Raw genomic sequence first — 16,024 nt, 5'->3', positions numbered from 1 at the left:
GGGGCGGTGCGGCGACGTTGCGGCGCGATGCCCGACAGCGGCTTGTCGCCGCTATGCAATAACATCAGGAACACAACTCACCATGTCGACGAATGATCGTAAGCCGGACAACCAGACGGCGCGCGTGTTTGGGCTGGACGTGCTGCGGGCGATTGCAGTGCTCTCCGTGCTGGCAGGACATTCCCTCGCGCACGGAACGCCGCCGGGCTGGCTGCTGCGCTACATCGGGCCGCAGGCGATCACGGGCGTCGAAATCTTCTACGTGCTGAGCGGATTCCTGATCGGCCATATCCTGCTGCGATCGGCGGCGTCCGGGCGCCTGCATACAGTCGCCGATATCGTCGATTTCTGGAAGCGCCGGTGGGCGAGGACACTCCCGCTTTACGTCTTCTTCCTGATCGTCTATATGCGATTCGACTACCACGGCGTTGCAGATGTCAGGCAGATTTGGCCGTTCTTCCTGTTTCTGCAGAACTTCGCATGGCCGACGTTGCCTTTCTTCACGCATTCGTGGAGCCTCGCTGTGGAGGAGTGGTTCTATCTACTGTTGCCCGTCGTGTTCGTCACGCTGCGTCTGCTGTTCAAGTCCGACCGCCGCGCGCTGGCGGGAACCGCGATCTTGTTCGTGGGCGTGCCGCTCGCGTGCCGGGTCGTGTTCGGGCGGCATGTCGCTGACTGGTCGGGCTTCGACGCGAATGTCCGCTCCATCGTCGTATGCAGGCTCGATTCGCTGTTCATCGGCGTATTGTGCGCCTATGTGCGGTTGAATCACCCGCGTGCGTTTGCACGAGTCGCGCGCTGCTGGCCGGTCGCGTTGGCGGCGTTCCTTGTACTGGGCGGCTTGCTGTCGGTCAACTCGATCATGATTTCCGACCATCCGGTTGCGCGCGTCGTTTATTTCCCGCTGCTCTCGCTCAGTGTCGCGTGCCTAATGCCGGCTGCGTTGCAATGGAAGTCGACGGGCATTGCGGTGCTCGACGCGTTCGTAACGCACACTAGCAAGGTATCGTATTCGCTCTACCTCGGCCACATCGCCATGTTGACGACTATGCTGGGCCTGATGGACCGGTTCGGGTGGAAGGCTGATGACCTCGCCAGCACTGTCTGGATGTATGTCGGGCTTGCCGTTCTCTATTACCTGTTCGCGAATCTCACGTACCTGTTCGTCGAGCAGCCGTACATCAAGCTGCGCGATGTCAAGCTCGGACATTCTGATACGCGCAGTGGCAATGTCGCGGTCGCGATGCCGCAGCACGGGGACGAGCGTCTGCGCACACCGGCAGGGGTTGGGCAGCCGGGCTGAATCCAGGGCGAGACCCGCGTGACGCCGCGGCGCATGCGCCGGCGCCGTCTTTCATCCGATCGACAACGTATGTGCCAATTGCTGAAGGACCGTCTCCGCCCGATTTCGGTATGTATGCTCCCGCATCGTCCGCTGCTGTGCAGCAGTTGCAATCGCCCTGGCGCGTTCGGGATCGTCCTTCAGCATGTCGATATGGCGCCGCAGTTCGATCGGGGAATCGAACAGCAGGATTTCACCGCGGGCCTCGCTGTAGTAGTCGTCGATCTCGAGCCCTTCGACGAACAGGCATTGCACGGTGCCGGCCGCGGCCGCCTCGAACGTCCGCGGCCCTGGCGTCGATGCGTCGAGCTTGAACCGCTCATTGGCGAGATCGTGGCGGCGGCCCATATTCAGCGTCGCGAGCGAGCTCGCGTGCATGTCCGGCAATTGCGCGTTCGGTACCCGCGTGTTGCTGGCGAACGGAATGTCCGCAGGCCAGTCCGCGCCCAGCACCTCGACCGCGAGGTCATTCAAAGCCGGCGCGCAATCGCGCAGCAGTTGTACCCGGTTGGGAAATCCGACGCCGCAGAAGAACACGTCGCGACGCTTGGTGGGCTCGAAAGGACGAAAGTGTGCGTCGGCGTCGGCCGCTAGCGGAAGATGGTGGACGTTCGGATGCGCATAATGAGCGGCGCTCCAGCGGTCGTTCGAAAAGATGATGTCTGCAAGCGGCGTGATCTTGCACGAGTGATCGAACTCGTACGGATCGTCGTGTAGCCAGAATGCGACGCAGCAGTCGAGGTCGAGCGCGGCCTGCTTAAGGTCGAGGTAGTGGCTCATCGCTGGCATGCACGAGCCAAACACAACGACTACGTCCGGTTTCAGCATGCGCAGTGTCTGCGTCGCGCCCTCGAGCGAGCAGGTATGCGCGCTGGCGACACCGGCTACTTCGCGGAAACCCTTGGCAACGTAACCGCGCAGCACCGCGTTGTTGTTGATCGCGTCGGGCGATGCGCCTGCAATCAGAATCTTCAATCCGAGATTCATCGTGAAGCCTTGAGTCGATTGGCCAGAATGCGTAACGTCGGTCGCAGGCCGTATGCGCTGTACAGATGCCGCAGTTTGCGGGCCTTCATCATCAGTTGCCGCATCGAGCGCGTGCCGGTGGCAGCCGCCTCGGCGCCTGCGTGCCAACTCGCCGACTGGATTACGACGCCGGTTTCGCATACCGGCACCGGCTTCGCGTCGGGCGCAGCTTCGCCATCTGCGCGAGCAGGGATGCGCGTCAGCAGATCCGAATAAATGGCGTCAAGATCGCGCGCATGCTCCGACATCTGCGCGTACAGCATGCCGGTGATGTTCTTGCCGAGCGTTTCGATCAGATCCGGCGCATCAACAAGCATCCTGATTGCATCGATCAGCGCACCCTCGTTGTCGGGCGGCACCTTCAACCCGTCGACCATGTGCGTGACCCGCTCGCCGAGCGCGCCGATAGCAGTCACGATCGGCACGAGCCCGAGCTGCCATGCTTCAGAAAGCGTCAGGCAGTACGTTTCGGGCCAGATTGAGATGTGCAGTGAGATATCGCAATCGCGCAGCGCGTCCGGCAGGGACGTCGGCGCATAGGTGCCGTGCACCTTTAAATTGACAGCGGGGCGCAGCGCCTTCTCGTATTCGGGGTCGATGCGCCCAAACACGTGGAATTCGACGGGCGAGTTCGCAAGCAACGGCACGATGCGCGTGAATACATCGCCGCCTTTCTGGCGGGTCACGTTGCCGAGGAATGCGACGCGCAGCGGCAGCCGACCGCGCGAGCGCGCCGGCGGCGCGCCGTCCGGGATCGGAACGGGCAGCACGCGAACGTTGGGATGAAGCCGGACGCCCGGGAAGATACCGCCATAGATTGCCCGGCCGCCTGCCGTGTTGAATGCCAGCAGATCGATGTGCCGCAGCACATCGTCCCAGAAATTGCGGCGCCGCGCCTGCGAGCCCGGCGCGATGCCGTGCTTCTGTAGCAAGCAGTTGTCGCACTGCGACAGCGAGATGTCCGGCGCACCGCAGAATTGTTGCTTGAACGACAGCAGGTTGAATTCATGGCACACGCCGAAATGATCGTGTGCGGTGAAGGCGGACGGAACGCCGGCTAGCTTGGCGACGTGTGCAAGAGACGGTACGTGACCGATGAAATGGTGAAAGTGAACGAGGTCGACGCGCTCGGTCAGCAGCACTTCGCGGAACGCGCGCTCTCGCTCGTCGCATACCAGTAGGTCCGGCGCATAGGGCTGCGAGAACTGAAAACGCTTCAGTTCCTCGTAGCTGGCGGAAAGCAGCCGCGTCGAGCGTCGTTGGCCGCCCGTGTCGGCGACGTAGAAGAGAATCTTCCAACGCGCGGGCAGCGCGCTGCGCACTCGATCGAGATAGACTTCGACGCCGCCGAAGTGTCCGTGCCCTAGTGTGTTATGGACAACGAAGAGTAGCGTGCGGGTATTGTCCCGCGCCGCCGGACTTTCTTTCGCGCGGATGTCTGCCGCGCGAGCAAGGATCGTCGCGACTCGACGATCGTAAGTATGTCGCTCCAGCGCGGTGCGACGGGCTGATTCCGCGATCGAGTTGCGATAGTCTCGATCGTTGATCAGGCGTCGCGCCTTTTCGAGAAAATCCGTCTCGGATGAAAAGAGGACGACGTCCCGATCGGGCACGAACGATTGATCGACCTCGGTGAGTGACTCATGGATCATTTGGGCGCCGCCGGCAAGCGCCGCCTCGTAGAGGCGCGGCGGCGGCGTTTCCGCATACGCCTTGTTGCTCGACGCAGAGAATACGCGTGGCAGCATCAGTGTGATCGCGCTGCGGTTCACGAAGCGGGCGAAATCCGCGGGTGAGGTCCGCCACGACAGCATGCTGGGTGGAAGGTCAACCTCGTGCGGCGGCAGGAACGGATTGGTTGGCAGCGCGAGCTTGCACTTCCAGTCGTCAGGCAGCTTCGGCAGAATCGCGCGCAGGAATGCGCTGCGATTGGGCCATGCGGTTCCCGCGAAGAACAGCGCATAGCGCAGCGGCTGCGCGGCATTCAGCACTGGCAGCGAATGAAATTCGAGCGCGCCGCCGAGCTGAAGATGATGGCCGCGGTCGCCGTAGGCTGCCACGCTCGATGAATCGTTCGTGAACACCACGTCGAACAGCGGCGCATGCCGCAGGTTCACGTCGAGTTCGTAAGGATCTTCGGTCACCCACAGCACCGACCGGCCGCAGATTTGCGCGAGCTTCGCGCACAGCGGCGCGTTCATCTCCTCGCCGTCGAAAGCGATGAACAGGTTGCAGCGCTGCGAGATCGCTGCGGACAACGCGTCCAGCGGGTCGGCCTTCACTGCACATTCCACATCCGGATGCCGCTTGAGTGCGTTGTAGATGGCGAGGCAGATGTAGTGATTCGGATTGCGGTACTTGGTGTCAAGCAGGAGGACTCTGAACTTTTCCTGGCTCATGCTCGGATAGGGCGGTGGTGCGCGGAAGACGTCTATCGTAACAGACCGGGATGCGCGTGTCGCAGGCCGGGGGGGACGAGGTAATGCCGTGCGTGGTTTGCCGGGCAGAACGTGATGCGAATGCGGTCGTGCGCGGAAACGCCGGGTCGGATTTATATCGGGCCCTATTTTTTTGAGAGGGGGGACTTATGCTGTCCGGCGTGTTCTGCGAAGGGCGAGACCGATCACGCTTGCACCCGAGTTGATCGCGATGTAGATCAGGCATTGGCAGAGCGTGTCGTGTCGCTCGAAGCACGGCCTGCCGAACTGGTAATAAGCGGCCGCGATGGTCAACAGCGTGATTGCCACGCATTCCAGCGACAGGACCGCCAGCCAGCGGGCCGCACTTGCGCGGGCGCCGGGTTTCGACAGGCGCGTGGACATGCCGAAGAATGTCGGAACACGAGTACTTTGCCGACTGTCGTGCGTTGCAGAACCGTCTCCGACCGTTCCAGTCGGAGACGACGGATGTTTGATTGCCCGCACGAAGTAATCGGGGTCGGCTATTTTTCTTTGATACCGATGCCCATACGAGCGCTAAAATGGCGGCGCTGGCACCGCGTAACAAACGGAAAGCATGCTTGCCCGATCCAGTGGATACGCGCGAGACTTTACGTTTTGCAACGCTCTGCAGGCCTGTCCAACCGGCGCTTCGTCATGCAAGCGCGTAGTCGACCCACGGATGAATGTCATAAGCGCGCCGTCCCGCGATACCGACGGCTTGTCGGTCTCCATCGTTGTATACCGTCCCGATGCCACCCAGCTCGAGCAGACGCTCGCCAGTCTGGGCGTCGCCTGCGCATGCCTGCGCGCGGCCTCGCCCGGATACCCAATCGATCTGTTTCTGGTGGACAACGGCGGACTTGGCGACGTCAGCATCATGATGGACCGGCTCGGCACGCAAGGCATCAGGTGCCAGATTCTGGCGGGACACGGCAACGTCGGCTATGGACGAGGGCACAATCTCGCAATCAAGCAGTCGATACGTTCGCTCCATCTGATCCTGAATCCTGATATCGATCTGGATGCCGAGGCGCTGGTGGCGGCGCGTACGTTCTTGGATTCGCATCCCGATGCAGGCGCGCTCGCCCCCCGCATCGGCGACGAATCCGGCGGATCGCAATATCTCTGTCGCCGCTACCCGTCGATCTTCGACCTGCTCGTGCGTGGCTTCCTGCCAGCACGGTTTCGGCAACCCTTCAGGAATCGTCTCGCCCGCTACGAAATGCGCGACGTGATCAACGACCGCGACATCGTCTGGGATCCCCCCATCGTCAGCGGATGCTTCATGCTGTTCCGCACCGAAGTGCTGAAGAAACTGGGAGGCTTCGACCCGCGCTACTTCCTGTACTTCGAAGACTACGACCTCAGCCTGCGCACGCACGACGTCGCCCGCGTCGCCTACGTCCCGTCGGTCCGCGTGATTCATCACGGCGGCGGCGCGTCCCGCAAGGGCTTCGCGCATATCCGGATGTTCGCCGCGTCGGCCTTCAAGTTCTATAACCGTTTCGGCTGGAGGCTGTGGTGAGCCATCTCGTCGTCACTGGCGCAAACGGCTTCGTCGGCCGCGCGGTCTGCCGCCGCGCGCTGGACGCTGGGCATACCGTGACTGCCCTGGTGAGGCGCCCGGGCGGATCCGTCGACGGCGTGCGTGAATGGGTGCACGACGCCGCCGATTTTGACGGCCTCGACGAGGGATGGCCAACCGACCTGGTAGCCGACTGCGTGATCCATCTCGCGGCCCGCGTGCACGTGATGCGCGACGAGTCGCCCGATCCCGACGCCGCGTTCGACGCGACCAACGTCGCCGGCACACTGCGTCTAGCCAAGGCCGCGCGCCATCACGGCGTGCGCCGCATCGTCTATGCAAGCAGCATCAAGGCGGTTGGCGAGAGCGATGGCGGGGTGCCGTTGTCGGAAGCCGCGCCCCCCGATCCGCAGGATGCGTACGGCCGCTCGAAGCTGCGCGCGGAGCAGCAGCTTGCGCAGTATGGTGCGTCGAACGGGCTCGACGTCGTGGTCGTTCGGCCGCCGCTGGTCTACGGTCCGACCGTCCGTGCCAACTTCCTGCGAATGATGGACGCGGTTGCGCGCGGGATGCCGCTGCCGCTCGGTTCCATCCCGGCACGCCGCAGCATCGTCTACGTCGACAACCTTGCCGACGCACTGCTGCAATGCGCGATCGATCCGCGCGCGGCCGGAGAATGCTTCCACGTCGCCGACGACGACGCGCCGTCGGTCACGGGCCTGTTGCGCCTGGTCGGCGACGCGCTTGGCAAGCCGGCGCGCCTGATTGCCGTCCCGTCCGCCGTGCTGCGGGTGCTCGGTGCACTGACCGGCCGCCGCGCGGCGATCGACCGCCTGACCGGCAGCCTCCAGCTCGATACGGGTCGGATCACGCGCGTGCTCGATTGGCATCCGCCATATACGACACGCGAAGGCCTCGAAGCGACCGCCGCGTGGTATCGTTCGCGCAATACACAACAATAGCCAACATGCCTTTCCCGTTATCCACGTGGCCCGGTGCGGCCGCGGTGGCGCTGGCCGGTGCCATCGCGTCGACGGCCATCCTGCGCGTGCTGCTCGCGACCGGCCTTGCGTGGCGCCTCGCTACCGACATTCCGAACGACCGTTCGCTCCATACGCTGCCGACGCCGCGTGTCGGCGGATGGGGCATCGTGCCGGTATGCGTCGTCGCGCTGCTCGTGCTGGCGCCGCACTTGTGGCTGATCGCTATCGGCGCAGCCGGGCTCGCCGCGATGTCCCAGATCGACGACCGGCGCGGGCTGCCGGCACGCGTGCGGTTCTCGGCACACCTCGCGGCGGTCGTCGCGCTGATCGTCGTGTTTCCAGCAGACGCGCCGTGGTGGCTGCTGGCAGGCGTCGGTTTCGTGATGGTCTGGCTGACGAACCTGTACAACTTCATGGACGGCGCCGACGGCCTCGCGGGCGGCATGGCGCTGTTCGGTTTCGGCGCGTACGCGATCGCGGCGCTGACCGGCGCGACGCCGTCGCCGGATCTGGCCGTGGCCGGTTCGGCTGTCGCTGGCGCCGCGTTCGGCTTCCTGCTGCTCAATTTCCATCCGGCCCGGCTGTTTCTCGGCGATGCAGGTTCGATTCCGCTGGGATTCCTGGCCGGTGCGCTCGGCTATTGGGGCTGGCGGGCCGGCGTCTGGCCGATCTGGTTCCCGGCACTGGTATTCGCGCCCTTTATTACCGATGCATCTGTAACACTTTTGAGACGACTATTACGTGGCGAAAAGTTCTGGCAGGCGCACCGGGAGCATTATTATCAAAGGATGGTCCGAGCGGGGGTAGGTCACCGCCGGACCGCTCTTTATTGGTACCTCATCATGCTCGCCGGCATAATCGTCGCCGTGTGGGCAAAGGGCCGGCCGGAACTGCAGCAGTGGCTGTCGTTCGTCGCGTGGTACGGCGTCCTGGCATGTATCGGACTGGTGATCGACATGCGCTGGCGCCGGTTTCAGTCGGCCGCCGAAAATAACTCTTGAGGTTTCCCGCCGATGTTGCGCTCCAAAGCATCGTGGTTGTCACTGAGTGCTTTCCTGTTCGACCTGACGGCGGTCGCCGCCTCGTGGTTGTTTGCTTACCTCGTTCGCTTCAACGGTAGCGTCCCATCGGACTTCCTCAGCGGTGCGCTGAAGGCGCTTGTCTGGGCGCTGCCCGTCTACGGGCTGATGTTTCGCGCATTCGGTCTTTATCGTGGCCTGTGGGTATTCGCGAGTCTTCCCGACCTGATGCGGATCTCGAAGGCGGTGATCGGCGGCGGCGTGATCGTGATGATCGGCGCCGTGATGCTTCAGCCGTCGCCGATCATCCCGCGCTCGGTGCTGCTCGTGTCGCCGCTGATGCTGTTCCTCGCGATGGGAGGCGCCCGCGCGCTGTATCGCGCGACGAAGGAGTTCTACCTTTACGGCGGGCTCGTCGGCCAGGGCAAGCCCGTGCTGGTGCTCGGCGCTGGAACGGCCGGCGCGAGCCTCGCGCGCGAACTGTCGCGTTCGGGGGAGTGGCGACTGGTCGGTCTGCTCGACGATGACGTCACGAAACAGGGGCGCGAAGTTTACGGCTACAAGGTGCTCGGCTCGTTCAACGACCTGAAGCACTGGACCGACGCGATGAAGGTCGAATACGCGATCATCGCGATTCCATCGGCATCCGTCGAAACACAGCGCCGCGTCGCGACGCTGTGCGTGCGCGCCGGCATCAAGGCGATGGTGCTGCCGTCGCTGACCGCACTGATGCCGGGCCAAGGGTTCCTGTCGCAGGTGCGGAACATCGACCTCGAGGACCTGCTCGGCCGCGATGCCGTGACGATCGATACGCCGCACGTCGAAGCGCTGCTGCGCGGGCGTGTCGTGATGGTGACGGGCGCGGGTGGCTCGATCGGTTCCGAGCTGTGCAGGCAGATTCTCCGCTTCAAGCCGGCGCAACTGGTCGCGTTCGATCTCTCCGAGTACGCGATGTACCGCCTCGCCGAGGAATTGCGCGAGCGCTTCCCCGACCAGCCCATCCTGCCGATCATCGGCGACGCGAAGGATTCGCTGCTGCTTGACCAGGTGATGTCGCGCCATGCGCCGCATATCGTCTTCCACGCGGCCGCGTACAAGCACGTGCCGCTGATGGAGGAGCACAACGCGTGGCAGGCGCTGCGCAACAACGTGCTGGGCACGTACCGCGTCGCGCGCTCGGCGATTCGCCACAACGTGCGCCATTTTGTGCTGATCTCGACCGACAAGGCGGTCAATCCGACCAACGTGATGGGTGCGAGCAAGCGTCTTGCCGAGATGGCGTGTCAGGCGCTGCAGCAGACGAGTGGTGGTACGCAGTTCGAGACCGTGCGCTTCGGCAATGTGCTCGGCAGCGCAGGCAGCGTGATTCCGAAGTTTCAGCAGCAGATCGCGAAGGGTGGTCCGGTGACGGTGACGCATCCCGAGATCACGCGCTTTTTCATGACGATTCCGGAAGCGTCGCAACTCGTGCTGCAGGCGTCGAGCATGGGGCACGGCGGCGAGATCTTCATTCTCGACATGGGCGAGCCGGTCAAGATCGTCGACCTCGCGCGCGACCTGATTCGTCTGTACGGTTTCTCGGAAGGGCAGATCCGGATCGAATTCACGGGGCTGCGGCCTGGCGAGAAGCTCTATGAGGAACTGCTCGCGGACGACGAGACGACCACGCGCACGCCGCATCCGAAGCTGCGGATCGCCCGTGCCCGGGAAGTGCCGGATCATCTGCTCGACGAACTGTTGCCGTGGCTGATGCAGCACCGCGTGCTGACCGACGACGAGGTGCGGCGCGATTTGCGGCGCTGGGTGCCGGAATATCAGACGACCGTTGCACCGGTGCTGCAGAGTGTGCCGAGGGCGCGAGCCGTATCCAATGAGTGAGCGCCGGCGTTAGCCGGAGCATGAAAAAAGCGCCCCGCGGGGCGCTTTTTTTCGTTCGGGTATCGTCGGGCTCAATGCCCGCGCTTTTCCTTCCTCACCACCATCCACCGCGGCACCCTGAACCGCACGATGCTGAGATAAAGCCACACATACGTCAGCGCGAACAGCACGACAAAAACGAACAGATGCACGGTATGCCGCCAGAACAGCGTCGCCGGAATCACCGCGACGAGGCACAGCAGCCAAAGATAAGGTGAGGTGAGCGAATTCCGCCGCGTGAGATCGTGCGCATGCTTCGTCCCGACGGCCCAGCGCATCAGCCGCTTGTACACGAGCATATGAAGATGCACGCCGTCCGGAATCCCCGGCGACATCCCGCGAATGAACTTCTTCCGGTAGATCGAGAAGCAGGTCTCGAAGATCGGATACATGAACAGCAGCACCGGATACCACGCCGACACTTCGCGATTGCGCATCACCAGCATGATCGCGAGTTCGGCAAGCATGAAGCCGATGAAGTACGCACCGCCGTCGCCGAGGAAGATCAGCCCGGCGGGGAAATTCCACAGGAAGAAGCCGAGCACGGCGCCCATCATGATGATCGACGCGGACATCACGACCGGGTCGCCCACATGGAATGCCACATACGCGAGCGACGCGAACATCATGAAGCTGACCATCGACGCGAGCCCGTTGAAGCCGTCGATGATGTTGATCGCGTTGGCCAGCGCCGCGACCGCGAGCACCGTGATGAATGCCGAAATGGCGACGTAGTGGAGCAGGAAGTCGAGCGGCGGCACGCTGATGCGCGTAACCGCGATGTTCAGCAGCCAGAACGCCAGCGCGGCGGCGCCCATCGTGCACAGCAGCCGCGCCCGCGGCGACACGCGCTTGGTCAGATCCTCGACGAGGCCTGACAGGAACGCCGGCATCCCGCAGGCGACGATCCCGAGAATGCTGCCGGCGATCGTCGGATAGCGCCGGGACAGGATCAGCGCGGCAATGACGACCCCGGCGAGGATCCCGATGCCCCCGACGCGCGGCACCGGCCGCACGTGGAATTTCTGCACACCGGCCAGATCGCTGTCGATCGAGAATTTCTCGTGCAGATGCGCATAGCGCACGATGAACAACGTGACGAGCAGGGAGACGATGAAGCCGGACGCGAAGCTGAGCATGGGATCGCTCGAAAAATGGACAGCGGATTATACAAAACCGCGGGGGTTCCCCTCCTGCCATTTCCAGTGGTCGGCGCACATCTCGTCGATCCCGAGCGTCGCGCGCCAGCCGATGAGGTCGGCCGCGGCCTGCGGATTCGCGTAGCACTCGGCGACGTCACCGGGGCGGCGCGCGACGAGTTCGTACGGCACCGGGCGGCCCGACGCCTTCTCGAACGCGCGCACGACCTCGAGCACGCTGTAGCCTTGGCCCGTGCCGAGGTTCACGACGAAGCTCGCATCGCGCTTCGCGAGCGCGTCGAGCGCGGCGATGTGCCCCTTCGCGAGATCGACGACGTGGATGTAGTCACGCACGCCGGTGCCGTCCGGCGTCGGGTAGTCGGAGCCGAACACGCGCAGCTTCTCGAGCTTGCCGACCGCGACCTGCGCGACGTACGGCATCAGGTTGTTCGGGATGCCGGCCGGATCCTCGCCGATGAGCCCGCTCGCATGCGCGCCGACCGGGTTGAAGTAGCGCAGCGTCGCGATGCGCCACGTCGGGTCCGATACCTCGAGATCGCGCAGGACCTGCTCGGCGATCAGCTTCGACTGGCCGTACGGGTTGGTGGCGGACAGCGGGAACGATTCGTCGATCGGCGAGCGCTCCGGCACGCCGTACACGGTCGCCGACGAGCTGAACACGAACTGCCGGACGTTGCGCTCGCGCATGATTTTGAGCACCGAGAGCAGCCCGCCGAGGTTGTTCTGGTAGTACTCGAGCGGCTTCGCGACCGATTCGCCGACCGCCTTGAGCGCCGCGAAATGGATCGTGCCCGTGATCGGATGCGCGTCGAACACCTTCGCGAGCGCGGCTTCGTCGCACACGTCGACCTGGTGGAACGCGGGCGTCTTGCCCGTGATCCGCTCGATGCGCCGGACGGACTCGGCCTTGCTGTTGACGAGGTTGTCGACGATCACGACATCGTAGCCGTTGTCGAGCAGCTCGACGGCCGTGTGCGAGCCGATATAGCCCGCACCGCCGGTAACGAGGATGGTGCCTTTAGCGGTCATGCTGATGCGCTCCTTCAGAGTGTGATGCCGGTCAATGTGTGAATGGTCTGCCGGTAGCGTTCGACGACCTGCTGTTCGTCGAATTCCGCGGTCACCTTGCGGCGCCCGCGCGCGCCCATCGCGTCGCGTCCGGCGGTCCCGAGTTCGATCATGCGGATCAACTGCTCCGCGAGGCTCGCGTTGTCGCGCACGCGGCACAGGAAGCCGGTTTCGCCGTCGGCGACGACGTCGCGGCAACCCGGCACGTCGGTCGCGACGATCGGGCGGCCCATCGCGGACGCTTCCATCAGCGTGCGCGGCACGCCCTCGCGGTACGACGGTAGCACGACGCAGTCGGCCGCCGCGATGTGCGGGCGCACATCGTGCGCCTCGCCGAGATATTCGACGACGCCTTCGCCGACCCACGCATCGACGTCCGCGCGGCCGATCGCGCTCGGATTGTCGACGCCGAGCGGCCCGAGCAACTGGAAGCGCGCGTCCGGGTAGCGGTCACGCACGACGCGTGCGGCCTCGACGTATTCGCGCACGCCCTTGTCCCACAGCAGCCGGCCGATCAGGATGAACACGGGGCCACGGCCGGCGGGCAGCGGCACCGGCGCGAACTGGTCGAGATCGACGCCTTCGCCGTGCAGCAGCCGTGCGCGGTCCGGGTGCGCGAGCAACTGCTCGTCGGTGAAGGTCGCGAGATCGTCGCGGTTCAGGAACCAGACTTCACGCGGGAAGCGGAACGCGAACCGGTACAGGCGCTTCGCGACGCTCGCCGCGCGGCTTTTCTGGATGAACACGTAGCCGAGGCCCGTGGTGACCGCGATCGACGGCACGCGTGCGAGCCACGCGGCGATCGACCCGTAGATGTTCGGCTTGATCGTGTAATGGAACACGAGATCGGGCTTGAGCGCGCGGTAATGGCGCACCAGCGCGACAAGCGTGCCGAGATCCTCGCGCGGGCTCGTGCCTTTCGACGCGACGGCGAGCGCGACGTAGCGGCAGCCCATCTGCTCGAGCAGCGGCACCGTGCGGTCGTGCGGCGCGATCACGATGACCTCGGCGCCGCGCGCGACGAGCGCACGGATCAGCCCGTGGCGGTATGTGTAGATCGCCCAGGCCGTGTTGCAGACGAGCGCGATGCGCAGCGAGGGGGTAGCGGACATGAAAAAAAAGAAAAAATAAAGCGTCGAAATTGCCGGGTGCGGGCTACGCGGACGGCCGCGCCGCGAACAGCGTCTGCTTGATCCGCTGCAGCGTACGGTACGGCGTCACGAAATGCAGCAGGTTCTTGGCGAGGCCGGCCCAGTCGTACGGGTTCAGCACGTTGAAGTGCCGCAGCAGCAGCGATAGCGTCGATATCAGCTGGCGGCGGCGCTTGGTCGCGCTGATCCCGCCCTCGTTGAGCTCGTAGTAGAGGCCGAGCTCGGGCAGGTTCGCGCAATCGTAGCGTTGCATTAACCGCAAAAAAAGATCGAGATCCTCGGCCGCACGATACTTCGCGCGATAGTTGCCGACTTCGCGCACGGCGTCGATGCGCAGCATGACCGACGGATGCACGAGCGGCGAACGCAGGAAGCGCGTGCGGCGCAGAGTGCGCGGGTCGGCGGGCGGCGTCAGCATGAAGCGCGGCTCGCCGGCGCGCGACACGACCTGGGTCCACATGCCGACGCAGGCCACGCGCGGGTGCGCATCGAGATACGCGCGCTGCTTCGCGAGGCGCTGTGGCGCGGCGAGGTCGCCGGCGTCGATGCGGGCCGCATAGCGGAAGCCGCGCGCCGCGAGCGCGTCGATACCGGCCTCGAGCGCGCGCTCGATGCCGCCGTTGCGCGGCATGCGCAGCACTTCGACCGCGAGGCCGGGCAGGTCGGGCGCCGCAATCGGCGGCGTGCTGCCGTCGTCGACGATCAGTACGTGCACCGGCGCGTCCTCGCGAAACGACGCGAGGGTGCGGACGACGTCGTCGTGTCCGTTGTAGGCCGGCATCAGCACGGCCACGTCGTCGAGCGGGGGCGGGCAATCGGGAGACGTCATGGGCGCAGCTTGAAACGAATGTAATAAAAATTAACGGCGGCGGCGGCGACATAGCCGGCCGCGAGCCCGACGAGCGCGCCGTACAGGCCGAGCCGGGGGATGGCGAACACGTTGACGAGCGCGGCGATCGCAAGCGCGAGCACCCATTTCGCCAGCAACACGAATTTTGCTTGATATTTGAGAACGATAAGATTGCCTATCGCCTCGATGCCGGCCGGCACGGACAGCCACACGGCCCAGCGGAAGATGTCGACCGACGCCTCGTAGCCGTGGCCGAACACCTTGCCGACGATGAGCGGCGCGGCCGCGTCCAGTACCAGCGCGCCGGCCGTCATCAGGCCGGCGGTCATCGCGATCAGCCGGACGATGTTGCGGCGCAGCCGCGCGAGGTCCTGCACGCGGTACACGAACGCGGGCGCGATGGTCTGCGCGAGCATCAGCGCGAGCGTGATCCAGTTCTCGTTGAGCTGCTGGGCCGCCGAGTAGCGGCCGAGGTCGGCGAACGACACGTGACGCTCGAGCATCAGGCGGTCGAGCTTCAGGAACAGGTACATGCAGATCAGGCCGAGCCAGAACACGGTGCCGGCGGTGGCAAAGTGCCTGAACAGCGGTTTGTCGAACGTCCAGCCGAGCGCGCCGCCGTTACGATGGCGGTAGTAGAGCAGCAGCGCGAAGCCGATCACGGCGGCCTCCAGCGCCCACAGCCACGCGAAGCGGGCGGGGCCGGCGGCCGCGCGGACCAGCAGCCAGACGAGCAGCGCCTTCGCCAGCGCGGTGACCATGCTGGTCACGAGTTGCGGCTTGCTGTAGGTCAGGCTCTGCAGCCAGGCGTTGATCACGCCGACGAACGGCTCGCGGAACACCATCGTGACCGCGAGACCCGCGAGCATCGCGCCGACGAGCGGGTCGAACGCGCCGGCGCCGATCGCGATCCAGGTCGCGACGAGCGCGGCGGCGGACACGCCGATGCGCAGCGCAAATGCGCTGCCGAGCACCGCGCCGAGTTGCGCGGGCGGGCGCTGGATGATGGTCGGAACCAGGATTTCGGCGCCGCACACCCAGGTGAGCGGCGCCAGTACGAGGAGAAGCGTATTCGCATACTGCCATTTGCCGAACACGTCCGGCCCGAAATAACGGGCCAGAAGACCGCTGATCGCGATCGCGACGCCGATCTGGGTGAGCCGTTCGAGCCCCAGCCAGACGAGATTCGCGACGGCCTTCGCGACGTCCGGGTTGCCGAATCGCTTCAGCATGCGGGGCAACCGTACGCGCGCGAGGCGGCCGGCAGGGCGCCTGGGGGCGGCAGGTTGGCGGCGGCGGAACGGCTAGGCATTAAAATGGACAGGATACGCGTCATCAAAACCCGCGATTATAAGTTGGATCGGGGCCGCTCCAGCCGTCCCGTTCCTTGTTCCGCAAGGCCGGCATGTATGATGCCGGGCATGCGCGAAAGGCGGCCAGATTATTTTCCATGCACGCAACCGAGAGAGAATCGATGATCTCCCAATCCATCTTCAAGGCATATGACATTCGCGGTGTGGTCGGCAAGACGCTCGACGCCGA

13 protein-coding genes are annotated in these 16,024 nt (G+C 64.7%); 5 read left to right on the top strand and 8 right to left on the bottom strand.

The window, feature by feature from the left end; all coding sequences use genetic code 11:
- Positions 1 to 82: 82 nt before the first annotated feature.
- Positions 83 to 1,303 carry an acyltransferase gene (locus DIE23_RS23200; protein WP_124614280.1) on the top strand — a complete coding sequence of 407 codons (1,221 nt, stop codon included), beginning with the start codon at positions 83 to 85 and terminating at the stop codon, positions 1,301 to 1,303.
- A gap of 51 nt (positions 1,304 to 1,354) precedes the next feature.
- Here DIE23_RS23200 and DIE23_RS23195 read toward each other — a convergent pair whose 3' ends face one another.
- The 3 genes from DIE23_RS23195 to DIE23_RS23185 all read right to left on the bottom strand — a co-directional run bounded on the left by DIE23_RS23195 (position 1,355) and on the right by DIE23_RS23185 (position 5,190).
- A complete protein-coding gene (locus DIE23_RS23195) occupies positions 1,355 to 2,329 on the bottom strand; it encodes a glycosyltransferase (RefSeq protein ID WP_124614279.1) in 975 nt (324 codons plus the stop codon).
- A complete protein-coding gene (locus DIE23_RS23190) occupies positions 2,326 to 4,767 on the bottom strand; it encodes a glycosyltransferase (RefSeq protein WP_124614278.1) in 2,442 nt (813 codons plus the stop codon). Before DIE23_RS23190 ends, DIE23_RS23195 begins: the two co-directional genes overlap by 4 nt.
- 186 nt (positions 4,768 to 4,953) lie before the next feature.
- Positions 4,954 to 5,190 carry a hypothetical protein gene (locus DIE23_RS23185; RefSeq protein ID WP_124614277.1) on the bottom strand — a complete coding sequence of 79 codons (237 nt, stop codon included), beginning with the start codon at positions 5,188 to 5,190 and terminating at the stop codon, positions 4,954 to 4,956.
- Between the two features lie 298 nt (positions 5,191 to 5,488).
- Between DIE23_RS23185 and DIE23_RS23180 the strand changes: the two genes are divergently transcribed.
- From DIE23_RS23180 to DIE23_RS23165, 4 genes are read left to right on the top strand one after another with little or no spacing between them, the layout of a single operon-like run.
- Entirely contained in the window at positions 5,489 to 6,334 is an 846-nt protein-coding gene (locus DIE23_RS23180; protein WP_124614276.1) for a glycosyltransferase family 2 protein, read from the top strand.
- Positions 6,331 to 7,296, top strand: a complete 966-nt coding sequence (locus tag DIE23_RS23175) for an SDR family oxidoreductase (protein WP_124614275.1) — start codon at positions 6,331 to 6,333, stop codon at positions 7,294 to 7,296. The genes DIE23_RS23180 and DIE23_RS23175 overlap by 4 nt, the downstream gene beginning before the upstream one ends.
- A gap of 5 nt (positions 7,297 to 7,301) precedes the next feature.
- Positions 7,302 to 8,318, top strand: a complete 1,017-nt coding sequence (locus DIE23_RS23170) for a glycosyltransferase family 4 protein (RefSeq protein WP_124614351.1) — start codon at positions 7,302 to 7,304, stop codon at positions 8,316 to 8,318.
- Positions 8,319 to 8,330: 12 nt separating this feature from the next.
- A complete protein-coding gene (locus DIE23_RS23165; RefSeq protein ID WP_124614274.1) occupies positions 8,331 to 10,214 on the top strand; it encodes a nucleoside-diphosphate sugar epimerase/dehydratase in 1,884 nt (627 codons plus the stop codon).
- Positions 10,215 to 10,285: 71 nt separating this feature from the next.
- Here the strand turns inward: DIE23_RS23165 and DIE23_RS23160 are convergent, their stop codons facing one another.
- The 5 genes from DIE23_RS23160 to DIE23_RS23140 are packed head-to-tail and all read right to left on the bottom strand — an operon-like array spanning position 10,286 to position 15,714.
- Entirely contained in the window at positions 10,286 to 11,392 is a 1,107-nt protein-coding gene (locus DIE23_RS23160) for a glycosyltransferase (protein ID WP_124614273.1), read from the bottom strand.
- Between the two features lie 27 nt (positions 11,393 to 11,419).
- Positions 11,420 to 12,442, bottom strand: coding sequence for a UDP-glucose 4-epimerase GalE (gene galE, locus DIE23_RS23155; RefSeq protein WP_124614272.1), 1,023 nt, complete (start codon positions 12,440 to 12,442; stop codon positions 11,420 to 11,422).
- Between the two features lie 14 nt (positions 12,443 to 12,456).
- Positions 12,457 to 13,593 (bottom strand): glycosyltransferase family 4 protein, encoded by a 1,137-nt coding sequence (locus tag DIE23_RS23150; protein WP_124614271.1) that lies wholly within the window; start codon positions 13,591 to 13,593, stop codon positions 12,457 to 12,459.
- Between the two features lie 43 nt (positions 13,594 to 13,636).
- Positions 13,637 to 14,461 (bottom strand): glycosyltransferase, encoded by an 825-nt coding sequence (locus tag DIE23_RS23145; RefSeq protein ID WP_124614270.1) that lies wholly within the window; start codon positions 14,459 to 14,461, stop codon positions 13,637 to 13,639.
- Entirely contained in the window at positions 14,458 to 15,714 is a 1,257-nt protein-coding gene (locus tag DIE23_RS23140; protein WP_124614269.1) for an oligosaccharide flippase family protein, read from the bottom strand. Before DIE23_RS23140 ends, DIE23_RS23145 begins: the two co-directional genes overlap by 4 nt.
- Between the last annotated feature and the right edge of the window lie 310 nt (positions 15,715 to 16,024).

Source organism: Burkholderia sp. Bp9143 (assembly GCF_003853645.1).
Lineage (GTDB): Bacteria > Pseudomonadota > Gammaproteobacteria > Burkholderiales > Burkholderiaceae > Burkholderia.
Note: the sequence above shows the minus strand (reverse complement) of the source record. Positions and strands in the feature narration are given on the sequence as shown.

Coding starts and splice junctions, on each gene's coding strand:
- DIE23_RS23200 (WP_124614280.1), top strand. CDS start 83: ATGTCGACGAATGATCGTAAGCCGGACAACCAGACGGCGCGCGTGTTT.
- DIE23_RS23195 (WP_124614279.1), bottom strand. CDS start 2,329: ATGAATCTCGGATTGAAGATTCTGATTGCAGGCGCATCGCCCGACGCG.
- DIE23_RS23190 (WP_124614278.1), bottom strand. CDS start 4,767: ATGAGCCAGGAAAAGTTCAGAGTCCTCCTGCTTGACACCAAGTACCGC.
- DIE23_RS23185 (WP_124614277.1), bottom strand. CDS start 5,190: ATGTCCACGCGCCTGTCGAAACCCGGCGCCCGCGCAAGTGCGGCCCGC.
- DIE23_RS23180 (WP_124614276.1), top strand. CDS start 5,489: ATGAATGTCATAAGCGCGCCGTCCCGCGATACCGACGGCTTGTCGGTC.
- DIE23_RS23170 (WP_124614351.1), top strand. CDS start 7,302: ATGCCTTTCCCGTTATCCACGTGGCCCGGTGCGGCCGCGGTGGCGCTG.
- DIE23_RS23165 (WP_124614274.1), top strand. CDS start 8,331: ATGTTGCGCTCCAAAGCATCGTGGTTGTCACTGAGTGCTTTCCTGTTC.
- DIE23_RS23160 (WP_124614273.1), bottom strand. CDS start 11,392: ATGCTCAGCTTCGCGTCCGGCTTCATCGTCTCCCTGCTCGTCACGTTG.
- galE (WP_124614272.1), bottom strand. CDS start 12,442: ATGACCGCTAAAGGCACCATCCTCGTTACCGGCGGTGCGGGCTATATC.
- DIE23_RS23150 (WP_124614271.1), bottom strand. CDS start 13,593: ATGTCCGCTACCCCCTCGCTGCGCATCGCGCTCGTCTGCAACACGGCC.
- DIE23_RS23145 (WP_124614270.1), bottom strand. CDS start 14,461: ATGACGTCTCCCGATTGCCCGCCCCCGCTCGACGACGTGGCCGTGCTG.
- DIE23_RS23140 (WP_124614269.1), bottom strand. CDS start 15,714: ATGCTGAAGCGATTCGGCAACCCGGACGTCGCGAAGGCCGTCGCGAAT.